At 71.8% G+C, this 15,124-nt stretch carries 13 protein-coding genes, 1 tRNA gene and 3 pseudogenes; 8 read left to right on the forward strand and 9 right to left on the reverse strand.

The window, feature by feature from the left end; genetic code table 11:
* The 6 genes and pseudogenes from AB0A61_RS17160 to AB0A61_RS17185 all read right to left on the reverse strand — a co-directional run.
* The coding region (locus tag AB0A61_RS17160) for an IS110 family transposase (RefSeq protein ID WP_361292447.1) at positions 1 to 606 on the reverse strand (606 nt) is incomplete at its 3' end.
* A 299-nt stretch (positions 607 to 905) separates the two neighbouring features.
* Positions 906 to 1,286 (reverse strand): annotated as a pseudogene (locus AB0A61_RS17165) (DNA helicase); the annotation flags it as partial.
* Positions 1,283 to 1,654, reverse strand: a complete 372-nt coding sequence (locus AB0A61_RS17170) for a hypothetical protein (RefSeq protein WP_361292449.1) — start codon at positions 1,652 to 1,654, stop codon at positions 1,283 to 1,285. The gene AB0A61_RS17170 and the pseudogene AB0A61_RS17165, both read right to left, overlap by 4 nt.
* A gap of 377 nt (positions 1,655 to 2,031) precedes the next feature.
* Positions 2,032 to 2,116, reverse strand: a tRNA-Leu gene (locus AB0A61_RS17175).
* A gap of 197 nt (positions 2,117 to 2,313) precedes the next feature.
* Positions 2,314 to 3,855, reverse strand: coding sequence for an aldehyde dehydrogenase family protein (locus AB0A61_RS17180; RefSeq protein ID WP_361292451.1), 1,542 nt, complete (start codon positions 3,853 to 3,855; stop codon positions 2,314 to 2,316).
* A 306-nt stretch (positions 3,856 to 4,161) separates the two neighbouring features.
* The gene (locus AB0A61_RS17185; RefSeq protein WP_361292453.1) at positions 4,162 to 5,109 is read right to left on the reverse strand and encodes a beta-ketoacyl-ACP synthase III; all 948 of its coding nucleotides are present in this window, start codon (positions 5,107 to 5,109) and stop codon (positions 4,162 to 4,164) included.
* A 143-nt stretch (positions 5,110 to 5,252) separates the two neighbouring features.
* Between AB0A61_RS17185 and AB0A61_RS17190 the strand changes: the two are divergent.
* The 4 genes and pseudogenes from AB0A61_RS17190 to AB0A61_RS17205 all read left to right on the forward strand — a co-directional run.
* Positions 5,253 to 5,382 (forward strand): annotated as a pseudogene (locus AB0A61_RS17190) (Fe-S-binding domain-containing protein); the annotation flags it as partial.
* Positions 5,383 to 5,389: 7 nt separating this feature from the next.
* Positions 5,390 to 6,238 carry a formate dehydrogenase accessory sulfurtransferase FdhD gene (fdhD, locus tag AB0A61_RS17195; RefSeq protein WP_361292455.1) on the forward strand — a complete coding sequence of 283 codons (849 nt, stop codon included), beginning with the start codon at positions 5,390 to 5,392 and terminating at the stop codon, positions 6,236 to 6,238.
* A 403-nt stretch (positions 6,239 to 6,641) separates the two neighbouring features.
* On the forward strand, positions 6,642 to 6,893 hold the full coding sequence (locus tag AB0A61_RS17200; RefSeq protein ID WP_361292457.1) for a hypothetical protein: 252 nt from the start codon (positions 6,642 to 6,644) through the stop codon (positions 6,891 to 6,893).
* A pseudogene (locus tag AB0A61_RS17205) lies at positions 6,890 to 7,183 on the forward strand (SDR family oxidoreductase); the annotation flags it as partial. The gene AB0A61_RS17200 and the pseudogene AB0A61_RS17205, both read left to right, overlap by 4 nt.
* A 93-nt stretch (positions 7,184 to 7,276) precedes the next feature.
* Here the strand turns inward: AB0A61_RS17205 and AB0A61_RS17210 are convergent.
* Positions 7,277 to 7,804, reverse strand: a complete 528-nt coding sequence (locus tag AB0A61_RS17210; RefSeq protein ID WP_361292459.1) for an isochorismatase family protein — start codon at positions 7,802 to 7,804, stop codon at positions 7,277 to 7,279.
* Between the two features lie 19 nt (positions 7,805 to 7,823).
* On the reverse strand, positions 7,824 to 8,267 hold the full coding sequence (locus tag AB0A61_RS17215) for a MarR family transcriptional regulator (RefSeq protein WP_361292461.1): 444 nt from the start codon (positions 8,265 to 8,267) through the stop codon (positions 7,824 to 7,826).
* Between the two features lie 224 nt (positions 8,268 to 8,491).
* Between AB0A61_RS17215 and AB0A61_RS17220 the strand changes: the two genes are divergently transcribed.
* The gene (locus AB0A61_RS17220; protein WP_361292463.1) at positions 8,492 to 9,409 is read left to right on the forward strand and encodes a zinc-binding dehydrogenase; all 918 of its coding nucleotides are present in this window, start codon (positions 8,492 to 8,494) and stop codon (positions 9,407 to 9,409) included.
* A gap of 139 nt (positions 9,410 to 9,548) precedes the next feature.
* Positions 9,549 to 10,784, forward strand: coding sequence for a DUF4185 domain-containing protein (locus tag AB0A61_RS17225; protein WP_361292465.1), 1,236 nt, complete (start codon positions 9,549 to 9,551; stop codon positions 10,782 to 10,784).
* Here the strand turns inward: AB0A61_RS17225 and AB0A61_RS17230 are convergent.
* The gene (locus AB0A61_RS17230; RefSeq protein ID WP_361292824.1) at positions 10,720 to 11,739 is read right to left on the reverse strand and encodes a bile acid:sodium symporter family protein; all 1,020 of its coding nucleotides are present in this window, start codon (positions 11,737 to 11,739) and stop codon (positions 10,720 to 10,722) included. The genes AB0A61_RS17225 and AB0A61_RS17230 overlap by 65 nt on opposite strands.
* 213 nt (positions 11,740 to 11,952) lie before the next feature.
* Between AB0A61_RS17230 and AB0A61_RS17235 the strand changes: the two genes are divergently transcribed.
* Both AB0A61_RS17235 and AB0A61_RS17240 read left to right on the forward strand, forming a co-directional pair.
* Complete coding sequence (locus AB0A61_RS17235) at positions 11,953 to 12,816, forward strand: LysR substrate-binding domain-containing protein (RefSeq protein WP_361292467.1); 864 nt, start codon at positions 11,953 to 11,955, stop codon at positions 12,814 to 12,816.
* Positions 12,817 to 13,182: 366 nt separating this feature from the next.
* Positions 13,183 to 15,009: an AMP-binding protein gene (locus tag AB0A61_RS17240; protein ID WP_361292469.1), complete on the forward strand. Its 1,827-nt coding sequence runs from the start codon at positions 13,183 to 13,185 to the stop codon at positions 15,007 to 15,009.
* Positions 15,010 to 15,124: the final 115 nt, after the last annotated feature.

Consider the following 15,124-nt stretch of genomic DNA (forward strand, 5'->3'; position numbering starts at 1 on the left):
GAGCTTGCGGCGGCCGGCTTTGCGCAGAGCGGCCGGGGATCCGTAGCGCTCCAGGAGCCAGGTGATGGCGGGGTGGTCCAGGCGGGGTCCCAGGACGCGTTCGAGGCTGGGGTGGAACTGGGTGAGCAGGCCGCGGATGCGGTTGGAGGTGCGGTTGGCCTCGCCGGCCAGGTCCTGGTCGAAGCCGACCAGCATGGTCAGCTCGGCGGTGATCTCGTCGGCCGGTTCGAGGGAGCGCAGGGTGTGGGGCATGGTGCGGGCGGCGTCCGCGATGACGGCCGCGTCGCGCGCGTCGGTCTTGGCCTCACCTGGGTAGAGGTCGGCGATCCGGCGCATGGCGAGTCCGGGCAGGTAGGCGACCTTGCAGCCGGCGTCGCGGGCGACCGTGAGCGGCAGGGCGCCGATGGAGGCGGGCTGGTCCACGACCACCAGGACGGTGCCGAACTTGGCCTTGAGTTTGTCGAAGACTGCCCGCAGCTGGGGTTTGCCGTTCGGCAGGGCTTTGTCGAAGACCTTCTTCCCGGCCGGGGTGAGTCCGTGGCCGTGATGGTTGCTCTTGCCGACGTCCAGGCCGAGGAAGACGCCCGTCTCGCCGATGTCGATCATCGTGCCCCCACGTTTCGATGCGTGCCGGCCTCGGCGGCGGGGCCGTTCGCGCGCATCCACGTTATGCAGACCTGCTGCCCGCGAGTGGCCCGGCATTGCGCTGGGCCGGGCAGTGGCCGGACCTCTGATCAGCGTCTGTGACGGCACCCCTCGGGCCCGGTGACACCACCCCCCAGGTCATCCGATCGACAGGGGGCAACAGTCATGCCGGGCCCGGAGGCCAGCGGCCCTCTTGCAGGACCGCGAAGAAGATAACGGGGGGATACCGGAGCCGGCGCGGGAGCGGCGGGCGGCGTGAGTTCGCGGCGCAGCACGCTCTCCTCGACGACCTGGAGGTCGACGTACTCGATGGCCCCGGTGACGTGGTTGATGCCGTAGTTGAGCCGGTCCAGGTTCTTGTGGACGTGGCTCCGATGTTTGACCGAGACGAGAAGCCAGTCGTCACCGCCGAGGCGGATCATCAGGGCCCGCCACTCGCGGTTGACGCGGGCGGACCAGAGCCGGTCGTGGCCTTCCAGTTGTTTGAGGTCGAACCCGCCTGCGTCCGGGTTGCGGCGGAAGTCGTGCTGGAACTTGTAGAACGCCCCGAGGACCGCGCGGTCCAGTTTGACGATTTCCTTGTCGGCCTTGTCGAGCAGGCGCAGGGTCACGCCCGTCCTCGGCACGCCGGTGACCGTCATCGCTCGTTCTCCTCGTGGTCGTTCGTCGCCCTGTCGGCGTCGGCTTCCGCGTCGCTGCTCACCATCTCGGCGAGTTCGTTGGCGTCCCATTCCGTCGCGGTGCGGACCTGCCAGCCCGCCTCGCGGTAGGCCTGGTCCCGTTGCTCGGCGTCGATGTCCCGTTTGGTCAGCGGGTCCGGGCGGTGCGCGAGGACGACGCCGACGCGCTGGGCGGGCCAGGCGAGTTCGGCGGGCCAGGCAGCCGCTCCCAGTTCGTAGCCGGCCTCCGGGGCGGGCAGGCCGCGGTCGGCGAGGGTCCGGGCAAGAGCTGGCAGGCCGGGATCGTCGACGAGGAACTCGATGACCTCGTCCCAGGCGGGGTTGCGCACGGCTGCGGGGGTCTCCTCAGCGTTCTGCCGATCCGCCGCCGATTCGGGGGCAAGGCGAGGAGTCGTCCTCGGCGCGGTGGGTGCGGACGTGTCCGCAGTCGGGGCAGACGCGCCACCATGTCCAGGCCGGGCGGCCGGGGCTGCCGATGTCCAGTCCGGTAACCCGGTGCTTGTAGCCCTGGGCGTAGTAGCTCAACGCGGAACAGATCCGTCAGGTCACTGAGAGTCTCGGAGACATTGCACGGCGCATCCGCACGGCCAGCGCCGACAAGAAGGGCCCACTTTACGAAGCCCTGGGCATCACAATCAGCTACGAACATGCAACGAGGACCGCGACCGTAAGGTCGAGGCCCTCATCACCGTATCGTCAAGCGTTGTGTCCGAGGGGGGACTTGAACCCCCACGCCCGATAAAGGGCACTAGCACCTCAAGCTAGCGCGTCTGCCATTCCGCCACCCGGACCAGGTGTCTGCCGCCTGGCCGGGGGTCCTCCCCGCGGCGACGAGGACAACAATACCAAGGTTTCGGAGTGCGTTTCACCTGCGTATCCGGGCGCGGGCGGAACGATAAGGAGGCGTGGGGCCGCGGTGCAGGACTGACGGTGAGTGCCCGGGTGGTCACCGTGGGGCTTCGCCGCGTGCCGTGGCCCGGGGTGTCGGTCAGGGCATCAGCTGGTACTCCGGGAAGTTCCCCGGCAACCGCTCCCCCGCCGGTCCCTGTGTCACCGCACGCACCAGCAGCTCCCCTCCCACGAAGGCGCCGCGCCAGGACGCCCCGAGGCCGCCGAACAGTTCGTCGCGGTCGCCGCGGGAGCGGGGCTTGCCGTGGCCGACCTTGAAGGCGCGGATCTGCGGGGCCAGGCGGTCGTACGTCGCCCGGTCGTCCGTGGACAGGGTGGCGACCAGCGCGCCGTTGGACGCGTTCATCGCGGCCAGCAGTTCCGCCTCCGTGTCGACCAGGACGATCGTGTCGACCGGGCCGAAGGGTTCCGCATGGTGGAGCGGGGAGGACGGAGGCGGGTTCAGCAGGGTCACGGGGTGCACGTACGCCGCCGTGTCCTGGCCGGGCAGGAAGCGGGCGTCCGCCGGCTTGCCGCGGTGGAGGGGAACGGCGCCCCGGTCGATGGCCTCCACCACCTGGTCGCGCAGCTCCTTGGCCTTGGCCGCGTTGATCACCGGGCCGAAGTCCAGCTCCGGCAACGGGTCGTCCCTCTTCTCCACGGCCAGCGGGTGGCCGACGCGCACCCTGCGGACCGCCGGGAGGTAGGCCGCCAGGAACTCGTCGAACAGCTCACGCTGGACGACGAAGCGCGGGTAGGCCGTGCAGCGTTGCTTGCCGTAGTCGAAGAGCTTGGGGACCAGCGCGGTGAGCGTGTCCCAGTCCGAGTGGTTCCAGATGCCCCAGGTGTTCAGGCCCTCCTGTTCCAGTACGTGCCTCTTGCCGAGGTCGGCCACCGCCGTGGCCACCGCCGCGCCGGTGTCGCGGCCGCCCACGAAGGAGACGCAGCCGATCTCGGGCGCGCGCACCAGCGCCTGGGACAGCTCGCCCCCGCTGCCGCTGACGAGGGTGACGGGAAGCCCTTCACGGGCGGCGAGCGCGCAGGCCAGGGTGAGACAGGCGACACCGCCGTCCGTCGGGGTCTTGGCGATGACCGCGTTGCCCGCCAGGGCCTGCACCAGCATGGCGTGGACCAGGACGCTCATCGGGTAGTTCCAGCTCGCGATGTTGGACACCGGGCCGTTCAGCGGGGCCCGGCCGGCGACCATCGGCTCGATGCCGTCGACGTACCAGCGCACGCCGTCGATGGCCCGATCGACGTCCGCCTGCGCCAGCCGCCACGGCTTGCCGATCTCCCAGACGAGCAGCAGGGCGAGCAGTTCGCGGTGTTCGGTCAACGCGTCCAGGGTGGCCGCGACCCGGGCCCGGCGCTCCGCCAGGGCGACGTGCCGCCAGGCGCGGTGCTGGTCGAGCGAGGCACGCACGGCCTGGTGGGCGCTGGGCGCGTCCAGCCGGGGCGGGCCCACGATGGGGCTGCCGTCGACGGGGCTGGTGGCGGGCAGGGCCCGGCCGTCCTGCTGCCAGGCGGCGTTCCAGAGGTTGAGGACGCGGTCGTCGCGGAAGGCTTCCGGCGCGACGGAGAGGCAGCGTTGCCAGGCGTCGGCCCAGGAGGTACCGGACTTGAGGGTGAGGGTGGGTGCCATCGGTTGCTCCGCTCTCGGTGCACAGTCGGGGGCGGTGATCACATGGCTCGTCCGGCGCACGGCTCGCACGGCGGACCCGGTCCGACCCGGCTCGCGCTGCCGTGTACGGAGGTCTTGCGAGGTTCTGCCGTCCTGCAGAGCGCTGAGGCGGACGGTCCACGGACGGACGCGAGAGGTCGTACGGACGAAGTTACCGACGCGGCGGGAACGCCGACAGTCACCTGACGTCAGCTATGAGTGACGTCACCTCGGGACGAGGTGAGCCGGGATTCGCCGCGTATGAGTGGGCGCCCGGCGAGTCCTCGTTCATGGGCAGCGCACGACCTGGCCCGCGTACGACAGGTTGCCGCCGAAGCCGAACAGCAGCACCGGGTCCCCCGAGGAGACGGTGCCCTGCTCGATGAGCTTGGAGAGGGCGAGCGGGATGCTCGCCGCGGAGGTGTTGCCGGAGTCGGAGACGTCGCGTGCGATCACCGCGTTGACCGCGCCCAGCTTCTCGGCGAGCGGCTCGATGATGCGCAGGTTCGCCTGGTGCAGGACGACCGCGGCGAGGTCCTCGGGCGCGATGCCCGCCCGCTCACAGGTCTGCCGGGCCAGCGGCGGCAGTTGCGTGGTGGCCCAGCGGTAGACGCTCTGCCCCTCCTGCGCGAACCGCGGGCTGACGCCCTCGATCCGCACCGCGTGCCCCATCTCGGGCACAGATCCCCACAGCACCGGGCCGATCCCGGGCTCCTCGCCCGGGGCGCACGCCTCGACCACGGCGGCCCCCGCGCCGTCACCCACGAGTACGCAGGTCGTACGGTCGCTCCAGTCGGTCACGTCGGACATCTTCTCGGCACCGATGACCAGGGCCCGGCGCGCGGCTCCCGCGCGCACGGTGTGGTCGGCGGTGGCCAGGGCGTGCGTGAAGCCCGCGCAGACGACGTTGACGTCCATCGCGGCCGGCCGGGGAATGCCGAGCCGGGCCGCGACGCGGGCGGCGGTGTTCGGGGAGCGGTCCGTGGCCGTGCAGGTGGCGACGAGGACCAGTTCGATGTCGGCCGGGGTCAGGCCGGCCGCGGCGAGCGCCTTGGCGGCCGCGTGCGCGGCCAGTTCGTCGACCGGCTCGTCGGGACCCGCGATGTGACGGGTGCGGATGCCCACCCGGCTTCTGATCCACTCGTCACTGGTGTCCACCATGCCCGCCAGGTCCTCGTTGGTGAGCACCTTTGCGGGCTGGTAGTGGCCGACGGCGGCGATGCGCGAGCCGTTCATTGGGCGATCCCCCTCATTGCCTTGGATAACGGGATGCCCCAGTCTGATCAGTGACTCGCGGGTAGCGCGGCAGGTGAGGCCACAGCATTCGGGTGTACGCCTTGTCGGCTTCGGTCAGACCCTCGGACGCCCGAGCACTTCGGCACCTCACTCCGCAGGTGCAGGACAATGAGATCGTGAAGGTCACCACTCCGCACGACAACCCGGTGACCCACGGGGAACCCTCCGCATCAAGGGCCGTCTGGCCACCAGCACGTACAGAACCGGGGCTGATCAGGACATGGGACGAGTCACGGAACGACGCAAGGTGATCCGCATCCGGGACGGGGCCGTCTCCTCCCGGCCGGACACGCTGGTCGCCGAGGAGCCGCTGGAGATCCGGCTGAACGGCAGGCCGCTCGCGATCACCATGCGCACCCCGGGCGACGACTTCGCGCTGGCCGCCGGTTTCCTGGTGAGTGAAGGTGTACTGGCCGCGGCATCCGATGTGCTGAACATCGTCTACTGCGCGGGTGCGACCGTGGACGGTTCGAACACGTACAACGTCGTGGACGTGAAGACCGCCCCCGAGGTCGCCGTCCCGGACATCACCCTCGAACGCAACGTGTACACCACGTCCTCCTGCGGCCTGTGCGGCAAGGCGAGCCTGGACGCGGTGCGGACGACGGCCCGTTGGCTCATCGCCGACACTCCGCCGGTCCGTGTCGATCCGGAACTGCTCGCGAGCCTGCCCGACCGGTTGCGCGCGGCCCAGACGGTCTTCGACCGGACCGGGGGGCTGCACGCGGCGGCCCTGTTCGCCGAGGACGGGGAGCTGCTCGACATACGGGAGGACGTGGGCCGGCACAACGCGGTCGACAAGCTGGTCGGCCGTGCCCTGCAGAGCGGTGACCTGCCACTGTCCCGGTCGATCCTCCTCGTCTCCGGCCGGGCCTCCTTCGAGCTGGCGCAGAAGGCCGTGATGGCGGGCATCCCGGTGCTGGCGGCGGTCTCGGCGCCGTCATCCCTGGCCGTGGATCTGGCCACGGAGACCGGGCTGACGCTGGTGGGCTTCCTGCGGGGCCGCTCGATGAACGTCTACGCGGGCGAGGACCGCGTCGCCCTGCGGACCACGGCCGCCGGGGGCTGACCGGCCTCCCGAGCTGACCCGCTTCCCGGGGCTGACCGGCTTCTTCGGGCTGACCCGCTTCCCGGGGCTGAACGGTTCCCCGGGGCTGACCCGCTTCCCGGAGCCCCGCTTCCCGGGGCCTGACCGGCTTCCTGGGGCTGACCGGCTTCCCGCGGCCCGGCGGCGCAGCCGCGGCCGGCAGTCAGCGCCGCTGCGCCGCAGGCCCCGTCTCGGCCGCGCGTCCGCGGGAGTCCGGCGAGAACACGGCGACCGGGGGGTGAGCGGCGCCCGGCCTCCCGGACGAGCAGGACCTCGTCGGGCTCGGCGCCGGGCACGGGCACGTAGGTGAGCCGGGGTGGTCGTGCCCGGACGAGCAGGACCTCGTCGGGCTCGGCGCCGGGCACGGGCACGTAGGTGAGCCGGGGTGGTCGTCGCCTCGCGGCGTCGGGAGAGCGTGGACGCGGCGCTGAAGCGGCTGCCGAAGCGCGCCGAGGGTCATGTCCTGGACACGACCGACGACGCGGCGGCGCGGGCCTTCTTCGCACAGGTCGGCGGTTTCGACCACCTGGTCCGCACGGCCGGTGAGTCGCTGCTGATGGAGAGCCTCGCGGAGTCGGACCTCACGCGGGCCGCCGTTTCCCGGACACCCGGTTGTGGGGTGCGTACACGACGGTGAAGTACGGGGCCGCGGGTATCCGGGACGGCGGTTCGGTGGTGCTGACCACGGGCACCGCGGGGCGGCGGCCGATGCCGGGCACGACGGTCGCGGCGGCTCTGTGCGGGGTGATGGAGTCCCTCACCCGGGCGCCGGCGCTGGGACTCGCCCCGGTCCGGGTCAATGTGATGTCGCCCTGGGTGGTCCGTACCGAGTTGTGGCGGGACCTGACCGAGGAGGAGCGGGAGGGGCTGTTCCGGTCGTCCTCCGAGTCGCTGCCGGTGGGGCGGGTGGGCGAGCCGGAGGACGTCGCGGAGGCGTACCTGTACCTGATGCGCGGCGGCTACAGCACCGGCTCGGTGGTGGTCGTGGTCGACGGGCGTGCCGGTCTGACGACCGGCGGCTCAGTCCGTCTTCAGGCGCAGGTGGGCCGCTTGCGTCACCGAGCCCAGTCGTGGGAAGTCGAGCCCGACGGACGCCCGGTGTTCGGCCGTGGTGAACGCGGCCATGGCGTCCTCGACGAAGACGAGCCCGTATCCGAGGTCGGCGGCCGCGCGGGCGGTGGACTCGACGCCGAGGTTGGTGGCGATGCCGCCGAACACCAGGGTGGTGATGCCTCGTTCACGCAGCCGCTCGTGCAGGCCGGTGCCCTGGAAGCCACCTATCGTCCGTTTGACGATCTCGATGTCGCCGTCGTGGCGCAGTCCGGCGACGAGGTCGCTGCCGGGCGGTTGCTCGGCGACGCCGGGCCGCTCGACGCGAATCAGCACGACGGGCGCCCCGGCGGCGCGGAAGGCTGCCGCCAGTTCCTGTGCGGCGGCGAGGACTTCGGTGCCTTTGCGGGGCTCGAGGGGCAGCGCGACGATGCGGTCCATCAGGTCGACGAGGACGAGGGCCGAGCGCGCGGGATCCAGTGCGTCAGGTGCGGTCATGACGGAACGTTAGCCGCCATCACCCGTCCGTACCGGAAATCCGGATCAACAGGCCGATGAACTGGTCCTGTTCGGCCGCGGACAGCGGCGCGAGCAGCGCGTCGTTCGCCTCGCGCGCCGCCTTCTCGCAGCGGGTCAGCAGCCGCCCGCCCTCGCCGGTGAGCGACACCGCGTTCTTGCGCCGGTCCCTCGGGTCCGGCTCGCGCACGACGAGGCCCGCGGACTGCAGGTCGTTGAGGACGCCCACGAGGTCCTTGGGGTCGAGTTCGATGCTGCGGCCGAGATCGGCCTGGGCGACGGGGGCGAGGTCACGGACGGCGGAGAGCACCACGTGGTGCCACATCTTCATGCCCTGCGCGGCCAGGGCCTCGGCGACCAGGGCGCGGCCGCGGGCGGCGGCCCTGCCCAGGATCCAGCTGGGGAGCGAGCGGATGGCGGCGAGGTGAGCTTGGGCTTCGGCCATGACGGCAGCCTAACGAAAAGTCATTGGACTTCCCAACGAAGCAGGGATACCGTTGGGACTTCCAACGATTCCAAGGGGTCCGATGCCAAGGGGTCCGACGGCGGTTTCCGCGGCCCCTGTGCCTCACTCACTCATGCCCTCTCCCCCTCACCCATGCCCTCTCCCCCTCATCCATGCCCCTTCTCCCTCACTCATGCCCCTTCTCCCTCACCCATGGAGGTGCGATGCGTCGCGTCCGGTACGAGTCCACCGGCGGCCCCCTGTTCCTGGAGGAGGTGCCCGTCCCCGAACCCGGCCCCGGCGAGCTCCTGGTGCGCTGCGCGGCCGTCGGAGTCACGCTGCCCGTCGTCCGCAAGGTGACGGAGGCGGCCGAACCGATCCCCCTGGGCGGCGAGATAGCCGGCGAGGTGGTCGCCGTCGGCGCGGGCGTCACCCGTTTCCGGGCCGGCGACCGGGTCACGGGCCTGTGCTTCGGCCACGGATACGCCGACTTCGCGCCGCTGCACGAGGCCATGGCCTCGCCTGTCCCCGACGGAGCCTCGGCGGTCGACGCGGTCGCCCTCGTCCGCAGCGGGCTCGTCGCCCTCGGCGCGCTCCATGCGGCACGGCCCGAGCCGGGCGAGGCGGCACTCGTGACGGCGGCGGCGAGCGGCGTCGGGCATCTCGCGGTGCAACTGGCGCGGGCCCGGGGTGCCTCCCGGGTCGTCGGCGCCGTCTCCGACGCGGCCAAGGCGGATTTCGTCCGCGGGCTCGGCGCCGACGAGACGGCCGTCTACGGCGACGACAGCTGGGGGGATCCCGTCGACTACGCCCTGGACGCGGTCGGCGGCGAGCTGCTCACCCCGGCGATCGCCGCCCTCGCTCCGGGCGGACGGCTGGTGGCGTACAGCTCGGGCGGCGGGACCATCGAGGCGTACGACCTGCTCGTCGGCGGCAAGTCGGTGATCGGCTTCCAGATGGCGCGCATCGCCCGCGGCAAGCCGGAGTTGTACGAGCAGTGGCGGCAGGAGCTGTGGCGGCTGTTCGCGCAGGGCGCGGTGAAGCCCGCCGTCCACGGGGAGTTCGCACTAGAGGACGCGGCCGGGGCGCACGAGGTGATCGAGTCGCGCCGCAACCTCGGAAAGGTGGTGCTACGGCCCTGACCGTTCTGCCTGCCCGGGACCCGGCGCTGACCGACGACGAACTCACGGCCGTGCGCACCAAGAACGCCCGGATCCCGCACGGCAGCGCGCCGTGGCTGCCCATGGACCGGGTGGACGACAGCCACTAACGTCCCTCGCTGTGCCTCAGGACGCACGAGTGCGACAGCGGACGGGAACCGGGGCCGGTCTCCTGCTGGTCCTGGTTCTCGCGGCCGTGCTGCTCACCGCCTTCCCGCATTACCACCACCGGGAGGGCGGCGGCACCTGCGCCCCGCGTACGGTCGGCTCCTGGGCGGCCGACCGGCGGCTCACCGACGCGTTCGCCCGCTACGGCGACGACGCCACCCGCACCGACGACTGGACCGGTGGCGACGGCACCCATTCGGTGCGGCTGCCGGACGGCCGGGTGCTGTGGCTCTTCTCCGACACCTACCTGGGCCGGGTGCACGCCCCGCCCGACCCGGCCGGCGGATCCGCGGCGTGGCGCGACGCCACCGCGCCACTGGTGCGCAACTCGGCGGTGATGACGAACCCCGCCGGGCGCCCCGAGTCCACGCTGCCCGCGCCTGTCTTCCCCGATCCGGCGCCCGACCAGTGGCGCTGGCCGGTCGCGGCCCGCGTCGAACCCCGCTCCCCGGGGTCGCGGGAACAGGTCGTGCGGGTCCTGCTGTGGGTGCGCACGGCCGGTCCAGCCCCGTGGATCTACGGCGTGCCCACCGCCACCGAGGTCGCCACCCTGTCGCTGCCCGGGCTTCTGGTGGAGTCGGTGGTACGGGTGATCGACCAGCAGCTCGTACCGGATGCCTCGCGGCGCGTTCTGTTCGGGACCACGCTGGTCGCCCGGGGCGGCTGGACGTACGTGTTCGGCGGCGACGACGGGCAGGCCGTGTCCCGGCCGGTCTCGTCGGCGTACCTGGCGCGGGTGCCGGAGGGCCAGCTCGGCGAGCCGGGCGCCTGGCGGTACTGGAACGGCTCGGGGTGGGCGGCCGGTGGCGCCGGTCTGCGGCCGGTGCTGGGGGACGGGCGGCACACGGGCGTGGGCAGCGCGTTCTCGGTCGTGCCGGACGGTGGCACGTACCTGCTGTTCACGATGGCGGCCGGTGTGCGGGGGCTGACCACCGTGACGTCGTACTGGGCGTGCTCCCCGACCGGGCCGTGGTACGGCCCGGCGGGGGACTTCCGTCCGCCGCTGCCCCGGGGGCGGGTCACGGCGTACAACCCGCAGGTGCACCCCGCGCTGAGCGGCGGCGGCCGGCTGGTGCTGAGCTACGACGTCAACTGGCTGGACCCGGCGACCGCGGCGGCCGGTGTCAACGGGGACGTGTCCCGGTACCGACCGCGGTTCGTGACGCTGCGTCCGGTGCCTGCCCGGTGATCTCCGGCCGTGCCTCGGCGTCATGTGCCCGGCGCTTGGCGATCACCGCGCACACCATGAGCTGCATCTGGTGGAAGAGCATGAGCGGCAGCACGGCCAGGGAGGCGTGCGCGCCGAACAGGACGCTCGCCATGGGGAGGCCGGAGGCGAGGGACTTCTTCGAGCCGGCGAACTGGATGGCGATCCGGTCCTCCCGGCCGAAGCGCAGCGCCTTGGCCCCGTACCAGGTCACGACCAGCATCACGCCGAGCAGCACGGCCTGAACGGCCAGCAGTGCGCCCAGCCGGGCCGGGCTGACCTGGTGCCATATGCCCCGCACCATGCCCTCGCTGAACGCTGCGTAGACGACGAGGAGGATCGAGCCGCGGTCGACGAGGCCGAGGACCTTCTTGTGCCGGGCGACGAAGCCGCCGATCCACGGCCTGAGCAGTTGCCCGGCGAGGAACGGCACGAGCAGTTGCAGCACGATCGTGACCAGCGAGTGCGCGGAGAAGCCGCCGCCGCTGCCGCCGAGGAGCACGGCCGCGAGCAGCGGGGTGAGAACTATGCCGACCAGCGAGGAGAAGGACCCGGCGCAGATCGCGGCGGGTACGTTGCCCCGGGCGATCGAGGTGAACGCGATCGACGACTGGATGGTCGACGGAACCAGGGTGAGGAACAGCAGCCCCTGGTAGAGCGGCCGGGTCAGGAGGAGCGGGACGAGGCCGCGGGCGGCGAGGCCGAGCAGCGGGAAGATCACGAAAGTGCAGGCGATGACCGTGACGTGCAGCCGCCAGTGCCTCAGCCCGTCGAGGGCCTCACGGGTGGACAGCCGGGCGCCGTAGAGGAAGAACAGGAAGGCGATCGCGGCGGTGGAGGCGCCGGAGGCCACGTGGGCGGCCGTGCCGCGGGCCGGGAGAAGCGCCGCGATGCCCACCGTCCCGAGCAGCAGCAGGATGTACGGGTCGATCGGCATCCGACTCGGCCGGCGCAGGCGTTTCACGGTGCTCCACTTGCTCGGTTCTGCTCGGTCTCTGGGCGATGGCCGGGGGCTCCCGGCGTTGCGCACGGGGCGCGGTCACGGCGGTACGGACCGACGGGTCCCCGGTCCATCGTCCTCCTCACCCGGCCGATCGGGAAACCGTCATACCGCACTCACTGTCATCGCCATTCGCGATAACCTGGCCTCGTGTACGACCCGGCGCAGCTGCGCACCTTCCTGGCCGTGGCGCAGACCCTGAGCTTCACGCAGGCGGCGCGGCGGCTGGGGCTGCGCCAGTCGACCGTCAGCCAGCACGTGCGGCGCCTGGAGGACGCCACGGGCCGGCTGCTGTTCTCACGCGACACCCACTCGGTGCGGCTGACCGAGGACGGCGAGGCGATGCTCGGCTTCGCGCGCCGCATCCTGGAGGTGCACGAGCAGGCGACGGCGTTCTTCACGGGCACCCGGGTGCGCGGCCGGCTGCGCTTCGGCGCGTCGGAGGACTTCGTGCTGACCCGGCTGCCGGAGATCCTGGAGGGCTTTCGCCACGAGCATCCCGAGGTCGACCTGGAGCTGACCGTGGAGCTGTCCGGCACGCTGCACGAGCAGCTCGCCGCCGGGAAGCTCGACCTGGTGCTGGCCAAGCGGCGCCCCGAGGACCCGCAGGGCGAGCTCGTCCGGCACGACCGGCTGGTGTGGATCGGCGCGGAGCGGCTCCGGCTGGACCCCGACCGGCCCGTGCCGCTGATCGTCTACCCTCCGCCGGGGATCACGCGGGCGCTGGCCTTCGAGGCGCTGCAGCGGCAGGGGCGGCCCTGGCGTATCGCGTGCACGAGCGGCAGCCTCAACGGGCTGATCGCGGCGGCCCGGGCGGGCCTCGGCGTGATGGCGCACTCGCGGGGACTGATCCCGCCGGGTCTGGTACGGGTGCCGGAACGGGCAGGTCTGCCAGAGCTGGGGCAGGTCGACTTCGTCCTGGTGCACGGCCGCCGGCGCCCCTCCGCCCAGCACGCGGCGGACGCGCTGGCGGCGGCGATTCTTGCGGGCGGGGACCGGCTGCACGGACGCTAGGGGTGTCGCCTGCACGTGGGCAAGGCACCGCCTCCACCCCGCGGAGCACGCCGGAGCACGCCGGAGCGGGCCGGGGTGGTGCCGCCGGAGCGGGCCGGGCCGCCGGTAATCGGGTCGTACAGATTCGGTGGAGATTGCCGCACCGAAACTTACTGAACCGCAAGGATTTCCGTCCCACCCTTACCCATGTGAGGGGAATTTCCGCCCTTACCCGCGCGTACGTGAGCACTGCTCGCTTTCGACGCCCCTCCCGCCCCGCTCGCCGGTGGGGTAGCTTTCACGGCACTGTGCGGAGCGTCACAAGGTTGCCGGACCGGCTGCAGCGTCCCGGAGGCGAACCGAACGACTGAGAAGCGGGAGCGGGGTTTGCGCGAGTACACCAGCCCTCCGTCGACGTCGGCACCGCCGGTGGGCGGACTGGCCGACGCCGTCTTCCGGCATGCCCAGGAGGACCCGCTGCACATCGCACTCGGCCGCAAGGACGAGACGGGGCAGTGGCGGGACGTCACCGCCGCCGAGTTCCGCGACGAGGTCCTCGCCCTCGCCAAGGGCCTGCTCGCCCGGGGCGTCCGCTTCGGCGACCGGGTCGCGATCATGTCCCGTACTCGCTATGAGTGGACGCTGTTCGACTTCGCGCTGTGGACGATCGGGGCCCAGGTGGTGCCCGTCTACCCCACGTCCTCGGCCGAGCAGTGCTTCTGGATGCTGTACGACGCCGAGGTGTCCGCGGCAATCGTGGAACACGAGGACCACGCGATGACGATCGCCACCGTCATCGACCGGCTGCCGCAGCTCAGACAGCTGTGGCAGCTGGACGCGGGCGCCGTGCAGGAGCTCTACGACGCGGGTGCGCACATCGACGACGAGGTGGTGCACCGGCACCGCGAGGCGGTCACCCCGGACTCCGTCGCGACGATCATCTACACCTCCGGCACCACGGGCCGCCCCAAGGGCTGTGTCCTCTCGCACGCGAACTTCATGTTCGAGGCGGACACCGTCGTCGAGCGCTGGGAGCCGGTGTTCCACTCCAAGAAGGGCGACGAGGCGGCGACGCTGCTGTTCCTGCCGCTCGCGCACGTCTTCGGCCGGATGGTCGAGGTCGCAACGATCCGTGGCAAGGTCCGCCTCGGCCACCAGCCGCAGCTGAACGCCGACGCCCTGCTGCCCGATCTGCAGGCCTTCAGACCGACCTTCATCCTCGCGGTGCCGTACATCTTCGAGAAGGTGTTCAACGCGGCCCGCCGCAAGGCGGAGAAGGAGGGCCGGGACGGCCCCTTCGAGAAGGCCGTCGAGGTGGCGATGAAGTACGCGGACGCGATGGAGGCGAAGGCGTGGGGCATCGGCCCCGGCCCGTCGGCCGGGCTGCGCGTGCAGCACCAGCTCTTCGACAAGCTCGTGTACTCCAAGGTGCGCGCGGCGATGGGCGGCCGTATACGCAACGCGATGTGCGGTGGCTCGGCCATGGACCGGCGGCTCGGCCTGTTCTTCGCGGGCGCCGGTGTGCAGATCTACGAGGGGTACGGTCTGACGGAGTCGACCGCCGCCGCCACCGCCAACCCTCCCGAGCGCACCCGGTACGGAACCGTCGGGCAGCCCGTCCCCGGCGTCACCGTGCACATCGCCGACGACGGCGAGGTGTGGCTGCGCGGCGGGAACGTGTTCCAGGGCTACCTCAACAACCAGAAGGCCACCGACCAGACCCTGCACGACGGCTGGCTGGCCACCGGCGACCTCGGCTCCCTCGACGAGGACGGCTACCTGACCATCACCGGCCGCAAGAAGGAGATCCTGGTGACCTCCGGCGGCAAGAGCGTCTCCCCCGGCGTGCTGGAGGAACGGGTGCGCGACCACCCGTTGGTCTCCCAGTGCATCGTCGTCGGCAACGACCGCCCCTACATCGCCGCCCTGGTCACGCTCGACCACGAGGCCGTGGAGCACTGGCTGCAGATGCGCGGCAAGCCCCGGATGTCCCCGGCCGAGCTGGTGCGCGACCCCGACCTGGAGACCGAGGTGCGGCGGGCGGTGGTCGCCGCCAACACCCTGGTCTCCCAGGCCGAGTCGATCCGCACCTTCCGCATCCTCGCCCAGCCCTTCACCGAGGAACACGGTCTGCTGACGCCGTCCCTGAAGCTGAAGCGCAAGGCCATCGAGAACGCGTACGCGAACGAGGTGGACGCGCTGTACCGGACCTGAGCCCGGCACGGCGCCGCCGGCCGGATCCGATCCTGGGGGTGTCATGCTGCCGGCCCTCCTGGTGCAACGCGGCGAGGAACTGCGGGACTTCGTCGGCGTGTTCTCCACGACATGG

It is taken from the genome of Streptomyces sp. NPDC046197 (genome assembly GCF_040646295.1).
In the GTDB taxonomy this organism is placed as follows: domain Bacteria; phylum Actinomycetota; class Actinomycetes; order Streptomycetales; family Streptomycetaceae; genus Streptomyces.

Coding starts and splice junctions, on each gene's coding strand:
- AB0A61_RS17180 (WP_361292451.1), bottom strand. CDS start 3,855: ATGGCACCCACCCTCACCCTCAAGTCCGGTACCTCCTGGGCCGACGCC.
- AB0A61_RS17185 (WP_361292453.1), bottom strand. CDS start 5,109: ATGAACGGCTCGCGCATCGCCGCCGTCGGCCACTACCAGCCCGCAAAG.
- fdhD (WP_361292455.1), top strand. CDS start 5,390: ATGGGACGAGTCACGGAACGACGCAAGGTGATCCGCATCCGGGACGGG.
- AB0A61_RS17210 (WP_361292459.1), bottom strand. CDS start 7,804: ATGACCGCACCTGACGCACTGGATCCCGCGCGCTCGGCCCTCGTCCTC.
- AB0A61_RS17215 (WP_361292461.1), bottom strand. CDS start 8,267: ATGGCCGAAGCCCAAGCTCACCTCGCCGCCATCCGCTCGCTCCCCAGC.
- AB0A61_RS17220 (WP_361292463.1), top strand. CDS start 8,492: ATGCGTCGCGTCCGGTACGAGTCCACCGGCGGCCCCCTGTTCCTGGAG.
- AB0A61_RS17230 (WP_361292824.1), bottom strand. CDS start 11,739: ATGCCGATCGACCCGTACATCCTGCTGCTGCTCGGGACGGTGGGCATC.